Source organism: Streptomyces sp. NPDC001157, from assembly GCF_053598255.1.
In genome coordinates, this window is record NZ_JBSFJW010000008.1 from 158,960 (window position 1) to 176,088 (window position 17,129).

Annotated in this window: 16 protein-coding genes; 7 read left to right on the forward strand and 9 right to left on the reverse strand. The window is 69.7% G+C overall.

Translation table 11 applies throughout. The annotated features are described in order from the left end of the window. The first annotated feature begins 159 nt into the window (after window positions 1–159). The gene (locus ACWDAG_RS17450; protein ID WP_450696449.1) at window positions 160–351 is read left to right on the forward strand and encodes a DUF397 domain-containing protein; all 192 of its coding nucleotides are present in this window, start codon (window positions 160–162) and stop codon (window positions 349–351) included. A 143-nt stretch (window positions 352–494) separates the two neighbouring features. Here the strand turns inward: ACWDAG_RS17450 and ACWDAG_RS17455 are convergent, their stop codons facing one another. After that, complete coding sequence (locus tag ACWDAG_RS17455) at window positions 495–1,334, reverse strand: hypothetical protein (protein ID WP_450696450.1); 840 nt, start codon at window positions 1,332–1,334, stop codon at window positions 495–497. 79 nt (window positions 1,335–1,413) lie between these two features. Between ACWDAG_RS17455 and ACWDAG_RS17460 the strand changes: the two genes are divergently transcribed. Both ACWDAG_RS17460 and ACWDAG_RS17465 read left to right on the forward strand, forming a co-directional pair. Beyond that, window positions 1,414–2,199, forward strand: a complete 786-nt coding sequence (locus ACWDAG_RS17460; protein ID WP_450696451.1) for an SDR family oxidoreductase — start codon at window positions 1,414–1,416, stop codon at window positions 2,197–2,199. A 149-nt stretch (window positions 2,200–2,348) separates the two neighbouring features. Further along, a complete protein-coding gene (locus tag ACWDAG_RS17465; RefSeq protein ID WP_450696452.1) occupies window positions 2,349–3,923 on the forward strand; it encodes a sodium:solute symporter family protein in 1,575 nt (524 codons plus the stop codon). Between the two features lie 36 nt (window positions 3,924–3,959). On the opposite strand, the gene ACWDAG_RS17470 is transcribed toward ACWDAG_RS17465, so the two are convergent. After that, window positions 3,960–5,075, reverse strand: a complete 1,116-nt coding sequence (locus ACWDAG_RS17470) for an ADP-ribosylglycohydrolase family protein (protein WP_450696453.1) — start codon at window positions 5,073–5,075, stop codon at window positions 3,960–3,962. A 109-nt stretch (window positions 5,076–5,184) separates the two neighbouring features. Here ACWDAG_RS17470 and ACWDAG_RS17475 point away from each other — a divergent pair, with 109 nt between their 5' ends. Together ACWDAG_RS17475 and ACWDAG_RS17480 are read left to right on the forward strand one after the other, a co-directional pair. Next, window positions 5,185–5,592, forward strand: a complete 408-nt coding sequence (locus tag ACWDAG_RS17475; protein ID WP_450696454.1) for a methyltransferase domain-containing protein — start codon at window positions 5,185–5,187, stop codon at window positions 5,590–5,592. A 55-nt stretch (window positions 5,593–5,647) separates the two neighbouring features. After that, window positions 5,648–6,154 (forward strand): DUF2165 domain-containing protein, encoded by a 507-nt coding sequence (locus ACWDAG_RS17480; protein WP_450696455.1) that lies wholly within the window; start codon window positions 5,648–5,650, stop codon window positions 6,152–6,154. Window positions 6,155–6,193: 39 nt separating this feature from the next. On the opposite strand, the gene ACWDAG_RS17485 is transcribed toward ACWDAG_RS17480, so the two are convergent. The 4 genes from ACWDAG_RS17485 to ACWDAG_RS17500 form a co-directional block, all read right to left on the reverse strand. Continuing rightward, window positions 6,194–6,802: a hypothetical protein gene (locus ACWDAG_RS17485; RefSeq protein ID WP_450696456.1), complete on the reverse strand. Its 609-nt coding sequence runs from the start codon at window positions 6,800–6,802 to the stop codon at window positions 6,194–6,196. A 95-nt stretch (window positions 6,803–6,897) separates the two neighbouring features. Continuing rightward, window positions 6,898–7,461, reverse strand: coding sequence for a hypothetical protein (locus ACWDAG_RS17490; protein ID WP_450696457.1), 564 nt, complete (start codon window positions 7,459–7,461; stop codon window positions 6,898–6,900). A gap of 54 nt (window positions 7,462–7,515) precedes the next feature. Continuing rightward, window positions 7,516–10,098: a bifunctional FO biosynthesis protein CofGH gene (locus ACWDAG_RS17495; RefSeq protein ID WP_450696458.1), complete on the reverse strand. Its 2,583-nt coding sequence runs from the start codon at window positions 10,096–10,098 to the stop codon at window positions 7,516–7,518. A gap of 38 nt (window positions 10,099–10,136) precedes the next feature. Continuing rightward, window positions 10,137–10,985 carry an LLM class F420-dependent oxidoreductase gene (locus tag ACWDAG_RS17500; protein ID WP_450696459.1) on the reverse strand — a complete coding sequence of 283 codons (849 nt, stop codon included), beginning with the start codon at window positions 10,983–10,985 and terminating at the stop codon, window positions 10,137–10,139. Between the two features lie 151 nt (window positions 10,986–11,136). On the opposite strand from ACWDAG_RS17500, the gene ACWDAG_RS17505 reads away from it, so the two are divergent. Beyond that, window positions 11,137–12,642: a CehA/McbA family metallohydrolase gene (locus tag ACWDAG_RS17505; protein WP_450696460.1), complete on the forward strand. Its 1,506-nt coding sequence runs from the start codon at window positions 11,137–11,139 to the stop codon at window positions 12,640–12,642. A gap of 16 nt (window positions 12,643–12,658) precedes the next feature. Here the strand turns inward: ACWDAG_RS17505 and ACWDAG_RS17510 are convergent, their stop codons facing one another. Then, window positions 12,659–12,943 (reverse strand): hypothetical protein, encoded by a 285-nt coding sequence (locus ACWDAG_RS17510; RefSeq protein ID WP_450696461.1) that lies wholly within the window; start codon window positions 12,941–12,943, stop codon window positions 12,659–12,661. A gap of 418 nt (window positions 12,944–13,361) precedes the next feature. Between ACWDAG_RS17510 and ACWDAG_RS17515 the strand changes: the two genes are divergently transcribed. Next, complete coding sequence (locus tag ACWDAG_RS17515) at window positions 13,362–13,760, forward strand: nitroreductase/quinone reductase family protein (protein WP_450696462.1); 399 nt, start codon at window positions 13,362–13,364, stop codon at window positions 13,758–13,760. Between the two features lie 112 nt (window positions 13,761–13,872). On the opposite strand, the gene ACWDAG_RS17520 is transcribed toward ACWDAG_RS17515, so the two are convergent. Together ACWDAG_RS17520 and ACWDAG_RS17525 are read right to left on the reverse strand one after the other, a co-directional pair. Further along, window positions 13,873–15,333, reverse strand: a complete 1,461-nt coding sequence (locus tag ACWDAG_RS17520; protein ID WP_450696463.1) for an aldehyde dehydrogenase family protein — start codon at window positions 15,331–15,333, stop codon at window positions 13,873–13,875. Continuing rightward, window positions 15,330–17,060, reverse strand: coding sequence for an N-acyl-D-amino-acid deacylase family protein (locus ACWDAG_RS17525; protein WP_450696464.1), 1,731 nt, complete (start codon window positions 17,058–17,060; stop codon window positions 15,330–15,332). The genes ACWDAG_RS17520 and ACWDAG_RS17525 overlap by 4 nt, the downstream gene beginning before the upstream one ends. Window positions 17,061–17,129 lie beyond the last annotated feature (69 nt).

Genomic DNA, 17,129 nt, shown 5'->3' on the forward strand with positions numbered 1-17,129 from the left:
CCACCCGGTCGAGTGAATGGTCACTTCGTACGCCGAGGTTGGCGAGTAGCGTCGATCACGCCACCACACAGCAAGGGTTGGCGCAAACCGCGCCGTGGGTTCGGAGTCGGATCCACTGTGCGGTGACAGCAACTCACCAACTGGCAATACGGAGCAAAAATGGCAATTCGTCAGGGCGCCACGGACACCTGGACCAAGTCCTCGTACTCCACGGGCAACGGCGCATGCGTCGAGATCAAGTCACCGGTCCGCGCCGCGATGGCCGTCCGGGACTCCAAGGTCACCGACGGTCCCGTACTGGCCTTCCCCGCCGAGGCGTGGAACACCTTCGTCGGCTCGATCAAGGCGTAGGGGGGAGGATCTGCTGATCCTCGACCGCGCCCGCCTTCCACAATTTCACAAGCAGCACAAGCATCACTTGAAGAGCCCTCTCGTCCAGCCCGCCGTCCTTGCCGAGGGGGCTCGGCTTGTGTCCGACTACCTCAACCACTCGACTACCTGAGCCTGTCGACGTACTTGTCCGTCCCCGGCACCGTCGGGACGAACGGCGCCACCAGCTCCACCCTCCCCAGCCCCGCCTCCCGCACCGGCGCCTCCAGGTCCGCGAAGTACGCCTCCCAGCAGTCCCGCGGATCCGCCTCCAGGAACCACAGCAGGGTCAGCCTGGTCTCCACGCCCTCGACCTGCTTGACGTAGGTCATGCGGTCGCCGGGCAGGGGTGTCGGGCGGAAGACGGTCACCATCGCGGCCGGTGAGCCCGCCACCCGCTTGGACAGGTGGCGGGAGCGCAGCCACTCCAGCAACTCGGTACGCTGCTCGGCGGATTCGGAGTCGATCACCTCGACGACGAGACCCGCGTACGGGTGGTCGAGGGCGTGGAAGTCGCGGGGCCCGGCGGCCCCGTCCCGGTAGACGGTCGCCTCGTGGTCCTGGAACGCCGTGAAGACGTGCGTACGGTCCTGGTAGACCCGGGCATCGCGGTTGAGGCGCTTGTTGATCGCGACGGTCCACCGCATGTGGTCGTCGTAGCGGCCGTCCGTGATCCAGTACGTCGAGATGTAGCAGCCGGCGGTGACCGGCTGGGCGATCGCCGACTTCTCGGGGTAGCGCAGGAGTTGGAGGTCGCGGGTCGCCACCCAGCGGCGCCCGGCGTACATCCAGGGCATGGCCATCGCGCCGGCGTAGTAGTGGTCGTCCTCGTACCAGCGGTTGTACGCGTACTCGTGGCCCGGGTGGGGTTCGACCATGGTGATCAGCGCATGGCCGGGACGGACCCCGTACGGCCCCACGGCGGCCAGCTCGGCGTACACCTCGCTGCGGGTTTCCTCGCTCATGTCGCTCCCCTTCCGTCCTGCGCCGGTCGCCCATACTCTGACGCCCCGTCAGATAAACCGCCATACCCGGGAGGCTCCGATGTCACTGCTCACGGGCAAGACCGTCGTCGTGTCGGGGGTGGGTGCCGGGCTCGGCCATCAGGTCGCGGCGGCGGTCGTGCGCGACGGGGGAAACGCGGTGCTCGGGGCGCGCACCGAGGCCAACCTCGCCAAGAGCGCCGCGGAGATCGACCCGGACGGGGCGCACACGGCGTACCTGGCGACCGACATCAGGGACGAGGCGCAGTGCGAGGCGCTGGCGGCGCTCGCGCGGGAGCGGTTCGGGCGGATCGACGCGGTCGTCCATGTGGCCGCGATGGACGACTACTTCGGCGGCCTCGCGGACGCGGACTTCGTGAGCTGGCAGCAGGTGATCGACGTGAATCTGCTGGGCTCGCTGCGGATGACGCGGGCCTGCCTGCCAGCGCTGAAGGCGTGCGGAGGCTCGGTGGTTTTCATCGGGACACAGTCGGCGGTGGCGGCCCCCACGCAGGTGAAGCAGGCGGCGTACGCGGCCTCGAAGGGGGCACTGACGAGCGCGATGTACTCCCTGGCCCGGGAGTTCGGGCCGCATCGCATCCGGGTCAACACCGTGCTGCCGGGCTGGATGTGGGGACCACCGGTGCAGGCGTACGTCCAGTTCACGGCGCAGACGGAGGGCGTGCCCGAGGCCGATGTACTGCAGCGGCTCACCGGGCGGATGGCACTGCCGGACCTGGCGACGGACGGGGACGTGGCGGACGCCGCGGTGTTCCTGGCCTCGGACCGGGCACGGGCCATCACGGGGCAGTCGCTGCTGGTCAACGCGGGGGAGCTGATGCGCTGACCGCCCCAGAAGCTTGTTCATGTGTATGAACGCAGGTCAACACAAGGAATATTTTTGCCTTCCTTTGACCTGACGCTTGCTTGTCGTGCCCATGTACGCGCGCCCAGGATGAGCGAGCCGTTCACATGGCGGACCCTGGGAGGGCGCACATGAACAGTCTCGACTGGGCCGTACTCATCGGCTACTTCGGTGTGATGGTCGCGATCGGCGTCTGGTCGCACAAGCGCGTGGACGACGTCAGCGACTTCTTCACGGCCGGCGGGAAGATGCCGTGGTGGCTGTCCGGCATCTCGCACCACATGTCGGGCTACAGCGCGGTGATGTTCACGGGCTACGCGGGCATCGCCTACACCTACGGCGTGACCTCCTTCGTCACCTGGTCCTTCCCGATCGCGCTGGGCATCGCCGTCGGCTCGAAACTGTTCGCGCCGCGCATCAACCGGCTGCGCTCACGGCTCCATGTGGCCTCCCCGCTGGAGTACCTGAAGAACCGTTACGACCTGAAGACCCAGCAGGCGCTGGCCTGGTCGGGCATGCTGCTGAAGATCGTGGACGTGGGCGCGAAGTGGGCGGCGATCGCGACGCTGCTGTCCGTCTTCACCGGCATCACGCTCAACCAGGGCATCCTCATCACCGGTGCGATCACCGCCGTCTACTGCACCATCGGCGGCCTGTGGGCGGACGCGCTGACCGAACTCGGCCAGTTCGTCATCCAGTTGCTGGCGGGCATCTCGATGTTCGTCGCCGTCGTACTGAAACTGAACGACAAGGGCATCGGCTTCTTCGGCGCCTGGGACGAACCGGCCCTGCACGGCCACGGAAAGCCACTGGTCGGCCCGTACGGAACCGTCTTCCTTCTCGCCTTCCTCTTCATCAAGCTCTTCGAGTACAACGGCGGCATGCTCAACCAGGCCCAGCGCTACATGGCCACGACCAGCCCGCAGGCGGCGGAGCGCTCGGCGCGGCTGTCGGCGGCCCTGTGGCTGATCTGGCCGGTCGTGCTCTTCTTCCCCATGTGGATGTCGCCGCTCCTGGTCCACGCCCAGAAGCCGGACGGCTCCGACTCCTACGGCCTGATGACCGAACAGCTGCTGCCGCACGGCCTGTTGGGTCTGGTCATCGTCGGTTTCTTCTCACACACCATGGCCATGTGCTCGTCGGACGCGAACGCGATCGCTGCCGTCTTCACCCGGGACGCGGCGCCGGTGCTGTCCAAGCGGGCCCGGGAGTGGGGCCGGCGCTCCGGCCTGATCGCGGCGCGGGTCACCACAGTCGTCTTCCTGGCGCTGTCGATGGCGGTGGCGACGCAGGTCAACTCCCCGACCTTCAAGGACATCATCACGGTGGTCATCAAGTGGGTCGCCGGACTGATGGGCCCGATCGCCATCCCGATGATGCTGGGCCTGCTCCGCCCGTTCCGCCGCTCCGGCCCCACGGCCGCGCTGACCAGCTGGTCCATGGGCCTGCTCGCCTTCTGGCTGGTCAACTACCCCATCAACTGGAACGTCCACGGCGGCGTCCCGCTCCAGTACCAGGTCTCGATCCCGCTGGCGGTCTCCCTGGTCCTCTACATCCTCATCGGCTACCTCAAGCCCGAGGACACCCCGGAGCGCCTCGCCGTCATCGAACGCATCAACACGGACGACGACGGCGCGGCCGCGGCGGCGGTCCCCACTCCGGCGGGCCCGGCGGAGGACGCCGTGGGCACCGCGGTGAAGGAGTAGCACCACCACTTGGGGCAGCCGGGGCCCGGGCCTGTCCTAGGCCCTCGGATAGCGGGCGAGCCACCCGGGGGACGACCCGGCCGGGCCGTGCAGCGCGGGCCCCTGGGTCATCTCCATGGCGAAGTCGTCGGCCAGCTCCAGAAGCGTCGGGCGGCCCTCCAGTTCGGCCAGCCAGGCCGGCGGGAGGGCCGTTTCGCCGTGCAGGGCGCCGAGGAGGCCGCCGGTGAGGGCGGCCGTCGAGCCCGAGGGGCCGTCCTGGTTCACGGCGAGGCACAGCCCGTGCCGGAAGTCCTCCCCCACCAGTGCGCAGTACACGGCGGCGGCGAGCACGCCCTCGGCCGACCCGTCCCCGGCGAGTTCCTCGACCCGCGCGGGCGTGGGCATGCCCTGCCGTACGGCGCCCAGCGCGTGTTGCAGCGCGTCCGCCACCGGCTCATGTCCCGGCCGCGCGGCGAGCAGTGCGAGCGCCCGCTGCACGGCCCCGTCGAGGGTCTCGCCACGGGCCAGACCGTGCACGATCACGGCGTACGCGCCCGCCGACAGATAGGCCACCGGATGCCCGTGGGTCTGCGCCGCGCACTCCACCGCCAGCTGGGCCACCAGCTGCGGTTCCCAGCCGACCAGCAGCCCGAAGGGCGCGGAACGCGCGGTCGCCTCAGGCCCGACCTCACCGGGGCTCTTGGGCGCGTCCAGGGTCCCCATGTGCTCGTCCCCGAACCCGAGCAGCAGCGAGCGCGCCGGGTCCCGCCGGGCGTACAGCCACTCCTCCCGTGCCAGCCAGCCGTCGTCCTTACGGCGCTCGTCGGGCCCCCAGTCGCGCTGGGTGGCCGCCCATCGCAGATACGCCCGGTGCAGATCGGTCGGCGGATGCCAGGCACCGGTGTCGCGGCGCACCTGCGCACGGATCAGCCCGTCGACGGTGAACAAGGTCAGCTGCGTGATGTGGGTGACGGCACCGCGTCTGCCGTACGCAAAGGCGAAGTCCGCGACGCCCTCGGCCCCGTACGCCTCCCGGATCCCGTCGAGATCCAGCCCGTCGACGGGCGCCCCCAGCGCGTCTCCCACGGCGGCCCCGAGCAGCGTCCCCCGCACCCGGCTCCGAAAATCCTGCTGCTCGACGCGGCCCCATATGGCCCCGGCTGGCGCATTCACCAAGACCTCCCCGCTGGCTCCGCCCGACGCATGACAGTTCAGCACTGTAATCGAACGGGAACGGTCGGTTTAGAGGGCGGCGTGGTATGCGAGATATGACAGGCTGGTCGTGAGTGGTCAGTTATCGGCTGATGCGGGGCGGGTCCTGGAGATCGGCTGCGGGCCCGGTGCCGCAGCCCGGGAGGTCGCCCGCAGGGTCGGGGAGGGCCACGTCCACGCCATCGACCGCTCGCCACGCGCGATCGCCCAGGCCGTTGCAGGTTCCGAGGCGGAAATCGCGTCCGGCCGTCTGACGTTCCAGCGGGTGGCCGCGCAGGACTTCATCCTCCCGGAGGGCGACTCACGGTTCGACCTGGCCTTCGCCGTGCTGGGCCCTGGGTGCGTCGAGGTCGCCATAGCCCCCGCGGGTCCGAGCGCCACCGTCCACGTCCGCGACTCCAAGAACAGGGACGGCGCGCGGCTCGCGTTCGCGGACGCTTCGTGGGTCGACTTCGTGGCGTACGCAGCGGGAAGTTGAGTGCTGCGCGGGGCAGTTGAGCGTTCACGCCGCCCCGTGAGGGAAGATGGCCGTCATGGCATCGACACCCCCACGCAGCGCACTCCACCTCACAGCCACCCTCCTCACCGCGAGTGTCGCGCTCTACATCGCCCTCGTGGCCTTCGGCAACATCACCGACTTCGGTACCAATCAGGCGTTCGTGCAGCATGTGCTGGCCATGGACACGACGTTCAAGGACGACGACCTGATGTGGAGAGCCATCACCAGCAAGGGACTTCAGAACACGGCGTACGTCGCGATCATCATCTGGGAGACCCTCGCCGCCCTCGTCCTCATATACGGCACCTGGCTCTGGACCCGGCGCGACTACGCCCGCGCCCGCAGCATCTCCACCTACGGCCTGCTGATGCTCCTGCTGCTCTTCGGCGCCGGATTCATCGCGATCGGCGGTGAGTGGTTCTCCATGTGGCAGTCGAAGACCTGGAACGGGCTGGAGGCGGCGACCCGCGTGATCGTGTTCACCGGGGTCGCGCTGCTCGTCGTACAGCTGACGGACCGGCGGACCGACTCGACTGCCTGACGGCCACCGCCTCCTCGTGAAATGCAGCTACAGCTACAGCTACAGCTGTTGACTTTTCTCCACGTAATAGGCGTAGGCGAAACTTCCGTTGTCCGGACCGGTCGCATCGGCGTTGAAGCTGATGGGACCGGGACCGGAGTCGGAAGCGGGCACCTCCACACTCTGTTGGAAGATCGACCCGTCACATGTGCTGGTATGCGTGGCCGAGGAAACATACCTACCGTTGACGGTGAACTTGACGTCGACCTTGCCCTTCCCCGTACAGATAAAGGCGAATGTCACGCTCCGCACGTTGTGCGGTATCGCGGGCAGGGTGTTTCCGAGTTGTGCCTGCAGGCGGCCATATCCGCTGCCGAGGGCCTCTCTGCCAACGAACGCCTGGTCCAGAATCGCCTGTGCGGCCTTGCCGTCCGGTGCAGGGGCGGTGGAAGCCGGGCTCGTACGGGGCTTACTCGTGGACGAATCGGCCGGCTCACCGGAATCACAGGCCGAGGCCAGTGCCGCCACGGCCACAAGGCACAGCAACGCCGCTTTCCGTCGCGCTCCGCTCGGCATCATGAATTCTGCCGCCCAATCGTCACGGCGCGCTTCATTTTCCCCGATTCGGCGGTTCTGGTCGTAAGACCCAAAGGCCCGGGAACTGAGCACACGTCACCACAATGCCTGCGAGACGTTTCCCCGGGTGTCGCGTACGCAACATTTCTATACAACGTTGAACCGTTTGCACAAGGGACCCGGACCGGCTACTTGACCACTGTTACTTTCGTCCCCGCCGAAGCGAACGACCACAGCGCCGCCCCGTCCGCCACGCGCATGCGGATACCGCCTGTCCGTACCCCAGATGCCGGCGGTGGCGAAGCGCCGTTCACCGCGTTGGAGAAGGCGATATTGACGCCGGATTTGACCGAGAAGTACACGATGTGTTCGATCTTCACGCCGTCTGAGCCGGTGATGGCGCCCCGGGTGCGGACGCCGACCGTGTACGGGCCCGGGTCCGGGCTCACCGTCCCCGGCCACACCGCGAACGTACGGCGGGCCGAGTCGCTCGCGTCGACCAGCCAGACCGTCTTCTTCCCGAGGGAGTAGACGACGCGTCGCCCGGTCCCGGAGCCGTCCGGCACCTTGGCCGGTGCCGTGGACTTCGTGGGCGTGGGATGCGCGCCCGCCGACGCCGACGCGCTCGGCCGGGTGGCGACCACATGGGGCTTCAGCCCCTTGTCGGCCTGTACGGCCAGGACGACGACAGCGGCGATCGCTCCCACCGTCAGACCGGTCACCCAGACCTTCGGGGCTGGCACGGCACGCATCTCCTCAGCTCCACATCCCCATGTCCTCATGGAACAGGGGTCGGATCATCGTACTCAGTCCAGGACCGGCAAAAGTTCCGGCAAGTGCCCGTCGGACACCGCCGCCGCCCGCTGCCGTTCCTCCGGCACCTCCCCGTACAGCGTGTTCCGCGGTTTCGCCGGGCGGCCGGCCGCGTCCGCCACCGCGATCAGGTCCTTGACCGACTTGTACGAGCCGTAGGAGGAGCCCGCCATGCGGGAGATCGTCTCCTCCATGAGGGTGCCGCCCAGGTCGTTGGCTCCGGAGCGGAGCATCTCGGCCGCGCCCTCCGTGCCCAGCTTCACCCAGCTGGTCTGGATGTTCGGGATGTGGGGGTGCAGCAGCAGCCTCGCCATCGCCGTCACCGCGCGGTTGTCCCTCGTCGTCGGGCCGGGGCGGGCGATGCCCGCCAGGTACACGGGCGCGTTGGTGTGGATGAAGGGGAGCGTCACGAACTCCGTGAAGCCGCCCGTCTGCTGCTGGATGCGGGACAGCGTCCGCAGGTGGCCGAGCCAGTGCCGCGGCTGGTCCACATGCCCGTACATCATCGTCGACGAGGACCGGATGCCCAGCTCGTGCGCCGTCGTGACGACCTCGATCCAGGTCGCCGTGGGCAGCTTGCCCTTGGTCAGGACCCAGCGGACCTCGTCGTCGAGGATCTCCGCCGCCGTGCCGGGGATGGTGTCCAGACCCGCTTCCTTGGCGGCCGTGAGCCACTCGCGGATGGACATCCCCGTCCGCGTCGCGCCGTTCACGACCTCCATGGGCGAGAAGGCGTGGACGTGCATTCCGGGGACGCGGGACTTCACCGCCTTCGCGATGTCGAAGTACGCCGTACCCGGCAGGTCGGGGTGGATGCCGCCCTGCATGCAGACCTCCACCGCGCCCACGTCCCAGGCCTGCTGGGCGCGGTCCGCGACCTGCTCCAGGGAGAGCGTGTAGGCGTCCGCGTCCGTCCTGCGCTGCGCGAACGCGCAGAAGCGGCAGCCCGTGTAGCAGACGTTGGTGAAGTTGATGTTGCGGGTGACGATGTAGGTCACGTCGTCGCCGACGGCCGACCTCCGTACGTCGTCCGCGATGCGCGTGAGGGCGTCCAGTGCGGGGCCGTCGGCGTGCAGCAGGGCGAGGGCCTCCGCGTCCGTGAGGCGCGTCGGGTCGTCGGCCGCCGTCGCCAGCGCCGCCCGTACGTCCGTGTCGATGCGCTCCGGCAGCATGCCGGGGGCGGCCGCCTCGCGCAGGGCCGACCAGTCGCCGTACACCTCGTCGAAGTCGTCGCGGCGGTCGGACGTACGACCCTCGGTGTCGATGGAGGAGTGGAGGTCGGTGCGGCCGGAGGCGACGAATGCCTCCTCCGGTTCCTGCCACGGGTGGCCCTCGACGGTCGCCTCCGGTCGCGCGAGGCCGGTCTCCGGGTCGGCCAGGGCGCGGACGTGCGGGCGCAGGCGCGGGTCCAGCCAGGGCTCGCCGCGCTGGACGAACTCCGGGTAGACACAGAGGCGTTCACGCAGTTCGAAACCGGCGGCGCGGGAGCGCTCGGTGAGTTCCTCGATCTGCGGCCAGGGGCGTTCCGGGTTCACGTGGTCGATCGTCAGGGGGGACACTCCGCCCCAGTCGTCGATGCCTGCGCCTATCAGCCGCTCGTACTCGGAGTCGACCAGGTTGGGCGGGGCCTGGAGGTTGGCGGACGGGCCCATGATGTGGCGGGCGACGGCCACCGTGGCGACCAGTTCGTCCAGCTCCGCGTCCGGCATGCCGCGCATCGCGGTGTCCGGCTTGGCGCGGAAGTTCTGGATGATCAGTTCCTGGATGCCGTGGTAGGCGCGGGAGATCTTCCGGAGCGCGAAGAGGGACTCGGCGCGCTCCTCGTACGTCTCGCCGATGCCGATCAGAAGGCCGGAGGTGAAGGGGACCGAGGAGCGGCCCGCGTCCTCAAGCACCCGCAGCCGTACGGCGGGTTCCTTGTCCGGGGAGCCGTAGTGCGGGCCGCCCGGTTCGGACCAGAGCCGGGTCGCCGTGGTCTCCAGCATCATGCCCATGCTGGGCGCGACGGGCTTGAGCCGCTGGAAGTCCGTCCAGGACATCACGCCGGGGTTGAGGTGGGGCAGCAGGCCCGTCTCCTCCAGGATGCGGATGGAGATGGCGCGGACGTAGGCGATGGTGTCGTCGTAGCCGTGCGCGTCGAGCCACTCACGCGCCTCGGGCCAGCGGTCCTCGGGCTTGTCGCCCAGGGTGATCAGGGCTTCCTTGCAGCCGAGGGCCGCGCCCTTGCGGGCGATGTCGAGGACCTCGTCCGGGGACATGAACATCCCGTGACCGGCACGGCGGAGCTTGCCGGGGACGGTGACGAAGGTGCAGTAGTGGCATTTGTCCCGGCACAGCCGGGTGAGGGGGATGAAGACGCTCTTCGAGTACGTGATGACGCCGGGGCGGCCGGCCGCCTCAAGGCCCGCGTCGCGGACGCGGGCGGCGGACGCGGCGAGGTCGGTGAGGGCCTCGCCACGGGCCTGGAGGAGGACGGCGGCTTCGGTGACGTCCAGAGCGACGCCGTCACGGGCGCGTTTGAGGGCGCGACGCATGGAGTTGTCGGTGGGGCCGGTTCCGGTCGCGGAAGTCGTCATCCTTCGAGCATACGGTCGAGCTGATCAGTACCCACGGGTCAGCCCAGCAGGGGCCCGTACTCGTCCAGCACCCGCAGCACCTCCGCCTCCCCCGCCGGCGGCAGCTGTACGACGACCTCCTCGATGCCCAGTTCGGCGTAGTGCGCGAGCTTGCCCGGTGTGGGGAAGACCGCGTACGGGACGACCTGCAGCGCCGCCGGGTCGCGGCCCGCGTCGGCCCAGGCGGCTCGCAGCACCGGCAGCGACTCCGTCAGCCCGCGCCCGCCGATCGGCAGCCAGCCGTCGGCGTACTCGCAGATGTGGGAGAAGAGCTTGGGACCGGCGGCCCCGCCGACGAGGGTGCGCGGGCCGACGACCGGTCCGCGCGGCTTCTGGGCGGGCTTCGGGTAGGCGTGCGAGGCCCGCACACTCCCGAACTCCCCCTCGTACGCGACGGGTTCCTCACCCCACAGCGCGCGCATCAGCGCCATCCGGTCCCGGACCAGCTCCCGTCGCGTACGCCACTCGACCCCGTGGTCGGCGGCCTCCTCGACGTTCCAGCCGAAGCCGAGGCCGAGGGTGAAGCGGCCACCGGAGAGGTGGTCGAGGGTCGCGATCTGCTTGGCGAGGTCGATCGGGTCGTGCTGGGCCACCAGCGTGATGCCGGTACCGAGGCCCAGCCGCTGGGTGACCGCGGCTGCCTGGCCGAGCGCGACGAAGGGGTCGAGGGTGCGGCCGTACTCGGGCGGCAGCTCACCGCCCGCCGGGTACGGCGTCGCCCGCTCCACGGGGATGTGGGTGTGCTCGGGCAGGTACAGGCCGGCGAAACCGCGCTGCTCCAGCTCACGGGCGAGCCGGGTCGGGGCGATCGTCTCGTCGGTGAGGAAGATCGTTACGGCGATACGCATGTCCCATCTCTACCGGGCCCGACCACACATGTCCATACCGACCGGTCGGCATCACGCCCCACCCGACTGCCCATCTCGTGTACATGACATGTCGGCGCGCCGACCCCCTTCCCTTCCACGGGGGTTCACGGCCGGCCCCGACAGTGACCGTATGCATGAGGACGCCCACGGCATCGGACGACGCGCTCTGTTCGTGACGGGCGCGGCCGCCGCGCTTACGTTGGGAAGCATGAGCTTCGCAGCGGCGGACGGCCAGGACCAGGAGACGAGAACCCTGCGCGGCACGCTGCCGCCGGGGTCGCCGGACTTCGTGTACGTACCCGTCGAAGTCCCCTCAGGCGTACGGGAGATCAAGGTCTCCTACACCTACGACAAGCCGTCCGTCCCGGCCGGCACCCAGGGCAACGCCCTCGACATCGGCATCTTCGACGAGCGGGGCACCGAACTGGGCGGCCGGGGCTTCCGGGGCTGGTCGGGCGGGGCGCGCTCGGAGTTCTTCGTGCGCGCGGACGACGCGACGCCGGGCTACATCCCCGGTCCGGTGCGCCCCGGCACCTGGCATGTGGCGCTCGGCCCGTACACGGTGGCCCCGCAGGGACTGTCGTACGAGCTCACGATCACCCTCACCTACGGCGAACCCGGCGAGACGCCGCATCCCGTGTATCCGCCCTCCCGTGCCAAGGGGCGGGGCCGGGCCTGGTACCGCGGCGACTGCCACCTCCACTCCTGGTACTCCGACGGCCGCCGTACCCCGGCCGAGATCTCGGCGCTCGCCCGCGCGGCCGGCCTGGACTTCATCAACTCCTCGGACCACAACACGCACTCCGCACACCCCCATTGGGCCGCCGAGGCGGGCGACGACCTGCTGATCATGCTCGGCGAGGAGGTGACGACGAGGAACGGTCACGTCCTCGCCCTCGGCGCCGAGCCCGGCACCTTCGTCGACTGGCGCTACCGGGCCCGAGACAACCGCTTCGGGAAGTTCGCCCGTCAGATCCACCGGGCCGGCGGCCTGGTGGTCCCGGCCCATCCGCACGCCACCTGCGTCGGCTGCGGCTGGAAGTTCGGCTTCGGCGAGGCGGACGCGGTCGAGGTGTGGAACGGACCGTGGACACCGGACGACGAGGTGACGCTCGCGGAGTGGGACAACCAGCTGGTCACGTCCGTGCGTGAGGGGCGCGAGTGGCTCCCGGCCATGGGCAACAGCGACGCACACCGGGACCCGGACGCCGTGGGCACCCCCCAGACCGTCGTCCTCGCCGACGACCTGACGCGAGAGGCGATCCAGGACGGGATCCGGGCGGGGCGCTCGTACATCGCCGAGTCGAAGAACGTGTCCGTGTCCTTCACGGTGAGCGGGGACAAGGGTCAGCACGCCGGCATCGGCGAACGACTGGAAGCAAACGCCGACACCCCCATCACCGTCCGCGCCGAGGTCTCGGGCGCCCCGCGCTGCACGGTCCGGTTCGTCACCGACCAGGGGGTGCTGTTCACGAGCGCCCCGCTGCCGGTGTCGGGTTCCGGCACGGTGGAATGGCTTACGACGCCGGCCTACGCGGCCTATGTACGCGCCGAGTTGCGGCACGAGACGGCGGTGGGGCCGGTGCCGGGGGTTATGGCGGCGTTCACCAACCCGATCTTCCTTGGGGCGCGGTAGCGGCGCCCAGATGTGGCTACAGGACCGATGAGACGGCCTGAAAGACGAGGAAGGGGACGACGACGACCGGGATGGCCTTCACCCACGGCGCCACAGGCCGGTCACGGTGCAGCGGCACGAGAACGTCCGTCACGACCAGGAGCAGCACCACCAGCAGCCCTGATGCGGTCGCGGTCCACGTGGCCACGCCGGTCCCGTCGCAGTCGGCCCCGCACACTTCGACGATCGTGCTGGAGCGGTCGATGACAGATCCACCCCATCGGTGAGAGGACAGCCACCACAGGCTGTACAGGGGAACCATGGCCGGGATCCCGACGAGAAGATTGACCAGCAGCGCCGGCCAGGATGGCCGCAGGCCCTTCATCAGGCGTGTTCGCGTATCGGTGCGTAGTACTTCCCGAAGACGCAGGACAGGCCCATGCGCTCTTCCCCTCTGTCGTCACGTCGTCAGTGGTGCCCGCGTTCGAGGGCGAGGGGGACGACCGTAGACAGGCCGGGAAGAGAGGCGCAAGAGACGATCAATAGGTTGGCGTGAAAGATCAGCATCTCAGTCCGGTCGTCCGATCGTCGGGATTCCGCGCGGTTGCGGCAAATGATTCGGTGAGGGAACGACGGTGGACGGGGTGCGGATTCAAGCGAGGACCCGCTGCCACTCCACGGGGCAAGGTGGGGGACAGTGAAGAACACCGTCAACGCCGAGGAACAGGAACTCCGTCACCATGGCCCGCCTCCACCACTCGGAGACCAAGTACCGCGTCGCCACAGCGTTCCAGCGCCGCTTCAACCCCGTCCTGCGCCGGCTTCCGCTCCAGACCGTCCTGGAGACGACGGGCCGTACCTCCGGCCTGCCCCGCCGGACTCCGGTCGGCGGCCGGCGGGTCGGGGATTCCTTCTGGCTGGTCTCCGAGTTCGGGGAGCGGTCCCAGTACGTCCGCAACATCAAGGCCGACCCGCGGGTGCGGGTCCGTATCCGGGGCCGCTGGCACACCGGCACGGCCCACCTCCTGCCGGACGACGACCCGATCGCCCGCCTGCGCGCCCTGCGCTCGCTGAACAGCGTGGCGGTGCGGGCGATCGGGGCGGGGTTGCTGACGGTGCGGGTCGATCTGGAGGACTGACGCTCCATCAAACTGACGACCCCCCGCAGTCCGGATGCCGTACGAGGTGGCAGCCGGGGACAAGGCCGTCGAGATCGGGCTCCGAGCCGTGTTCGACCTGTAGCCCCGGGCGTCACCCCGGCCACACGATCGCCTGCACCTCGCTGTACGCGTGCAGGGCATACACGCCGACGTCCCGGCCGAGGCCGCTCTTCTTGAAGCCGCCGAACGGGGCCTCCATATTGCGGCCGACCGTGTTCACCCCCACCCCACCGGCCCGCAGCCGCCGCGCCACGCGGAACGCTCGGGCCACATCCCCCGACCACACATAGTCGATGAGCCCGTAGTCGCTGTCGTTGGCGAGGGCGATGCCCTCTTCCTCCTCATCGAAGGGGATCACGGACACGACCGGGCCGAAGATCTCCTCGCGGGCCACCCGCATGTCGTTGGTGCAGTCGGCGAGGAGGGTCGGGGAGACGTAGAAGCCCCGGTCGCACGACGGCCGTTCGCCGCCCGCGACCACCATCGCGCCCTCCTTGCGGCCCAGCTCGACGTACGACTCCACCCGCTCCCGGTGGGCGGACGAGATCACCGGGCCCACCACCGTGTCCGGCTCCCTCGGGTCGCCGACCTTCAACCGGCCCGCGTACGCGGTCAGTTGCTCGACGAGACGGTCGTAGACCCCCCGCTGTGCCAGCACCCGCGTAGGTGCCGTGCAGATCTGTCCGCTGTAGAAGGAGAAGGTGGTGCCGATCCCCGCCACCGCCGAGCCGAGGTCCGCGTCGTCGAAGACGACTGCGGCGCCCTTACCGCCCAGCTCCATCAACTGCCGTTTCACGGCACGGCCGCAGACCTCTCCGATGCGCTGCCCGACCGCCGTCGACCCGGTGAAGCTCACCATGTCGACGTCGGGGGACGCGACCGCCGCCTCCCCCACCTCCACCGACTGGCCGGACACGACATTCACCACACCCGGCGGCGCTCCCGCCGCCTCCAGCGCCTCCGCCATGCGGTAGACGGAGAGAGGGTCCTGCGGGGCGGGTTTCACGACCACCGTGTTGCCCATCGCCAGAGCGGGGGCGATCTTGCCCGCCGGGTTCGCCCACGGGTTGTTGTACGAGGTGATGCAGGTGACGACGCCGACCGGCTGGCGGACCGCCAGCGCGCCCATCACCCCCGCCTTCCCCATCGGCCCGGCCTCGTTGATCTGCGGCGGAATCGCCCACTCGGCGGGCTCCACGCGCGCGTACCGCCGGAAACGGGCCACGCCCACTCCGACCTGCATCGCCCGCGCCGTTCCCGTGGTCGCGCCGGTCTCCGCCTGCGCGAGCTCGGCGTACGGCACGAACCGGCTCGCGATGACGTCCGCAGCGCGGCCGAGCACCGCCGCCCGTTCCTCCGGCGCCGTACGAGACCACGGCCCGAAGGCCTCGCGGGCCGCGGCACAGGCCGCGTGCACCTGATCCCGCGAGGCCTCCGGAGCCCACCCGATGGTCTCCTCCGTCGCCGGGTCGACGACCTGGTAGTGGCCGCCGTCCGGCTCGATCCACCGGCCGCCGACGAACAGCCGCTGTCCATCCGCCCCTTGGTTCACCTGGTGCTCACCGTCCGGGTGTCCCGCCCCGACCGCAGCACCTTCCCGGGCACGGCGCCGCTCACCACGTCGTCCCGGATCGCCTCGACCCCGTTGACCCACACGGCCCGCACCCCGATCGCCTTGGCGTCCAGCCGCGGACTGTCACCCGGCAGGTCGTGCACCAGGGTGGCCGTACCCGCGTCGATCCGCTCCGGGTCGAAGAGGACCAGATCCGCATGGAAGCCCTCCTCCACCCGGCCCCGCTCCCGCAGCCCGAAGAGCCGGGCCGGGTCGTCAGTCAGCATCTTCACCGCCTGCTCCAGACCGACCAGCTTCCGCCGGCGCAGACAGTCGCCCAGGAAGCGGGTGGTGTAGGGGGCGCCGCACATGCGGTCCAGGTGCGCCCCGGCGTCGGACCCGCCGAGCAGCACGTCCTCGTGCTGCCAGGTCTCGGCGCGCAGCGCCCAGGACGCGGGGTCGTTGTCGGTGGGCATGGGCCACAGGACCGTACGCAGCTCGTCGGCCACGCAGATCTCGACCAGGCACTGGAACAGGTCCTGCCCCCGCTCCTCCGCGATGTCCTCGACGACCCTTCCCGTCAGCCCCTGGTTCGCCTCGCTGTACGTGTCCCCGATGACGTACCGCCCGAAGTTCGTGAGCCGCCGGAAGACGCCGGCCTCCTTGGACGTGGCCCGCTTCAGCAGCTCGGCGCGTACCTCCGGGTCGCGCAACCGGGCGATCCTCTCCGGCACCGGCAGCGCGAGGACGGGCCCCCACCCGGGTATCAGGTTCAGCGCGCAGAAGGTGCCCAGCGACATGTTCATCGGCGTGAGGATCGGCATGGTGAGGGCCACCACCCTGCCCCCCGCCTTCCGCGCCCGCTCGCTCGCGTACAGCTGCCGTGGCACCCGCTCGGGCACGGACGCGTCGATGGTCAGCACGTTCCAGTTCAGAGGCCGCCCGGCCGCCGCGCTCATCTCCGCGAACAGTTCGATCTCGGCATCGCTGAACTGGTCGAGACACCCGGCGACGATCGCCTCGATCTGCGTCCCCTCGTGCTCCCCGACCGCACGGGAGAGGGCGAGGAGTTCATCGGGCTTCGCATGCCGGGAGGCGACGGGCTGCCCGTCACCGTCGGAGTGGGAGCGCGACTGGGTGGTGGAGAAGCCCCAGGCGCCGGCATCCATGGCTTCGTGCAACAGCCCTACGATCGCCGCCAGTTGCTCCTCGCTGGGCTGCCCGCCTACCGCATCGGCCCCCATCACATACCGGCGCAGGGCGCAGTGCCCGACCATGAACCCCGCGTTGACGGCGATGCGTCCCTCCAGGGCGTCCAGATACTCCTCGAAGGAGTTCCAGCTCCAGGGCGCCCCTTCTTCGAGGGCGACCAACGACATGCCCTCCACTTTGGACATCATGCGGCGCGTGTAGTCGGCGTCGGCGGGACGGGCGGGGTTCAACGGTGCGAGCGTGAACCCGCAGTTCCCGGCGGCGACGGTCGTCACCCCGTGGTTGAGGGACGGCGTCGCGTACGGGTCCCAGAACAGCTGGGCGTCGTAGTGCGTGTGCGGGTCGACGAAGCCGGGCGCCAGGACGAGACCGGAGGCGTCCTCCGCCGTACGGGCGTCCTCAGTGATGATCCCGATGGCAGCGATACGGCCGTCCCGGATACCGACGTCGGCGACGAAAGCAGGCGCCCCCGTCCCGTCGACGACGGTCGCTCCCTTGATGACATGATCAAGCATGGAGTCTCCTTCTCAACTCCGGCGAGGGAATGCGCCCCAAAGGGGCGCGGGGCTGTATCGATTTGCGGC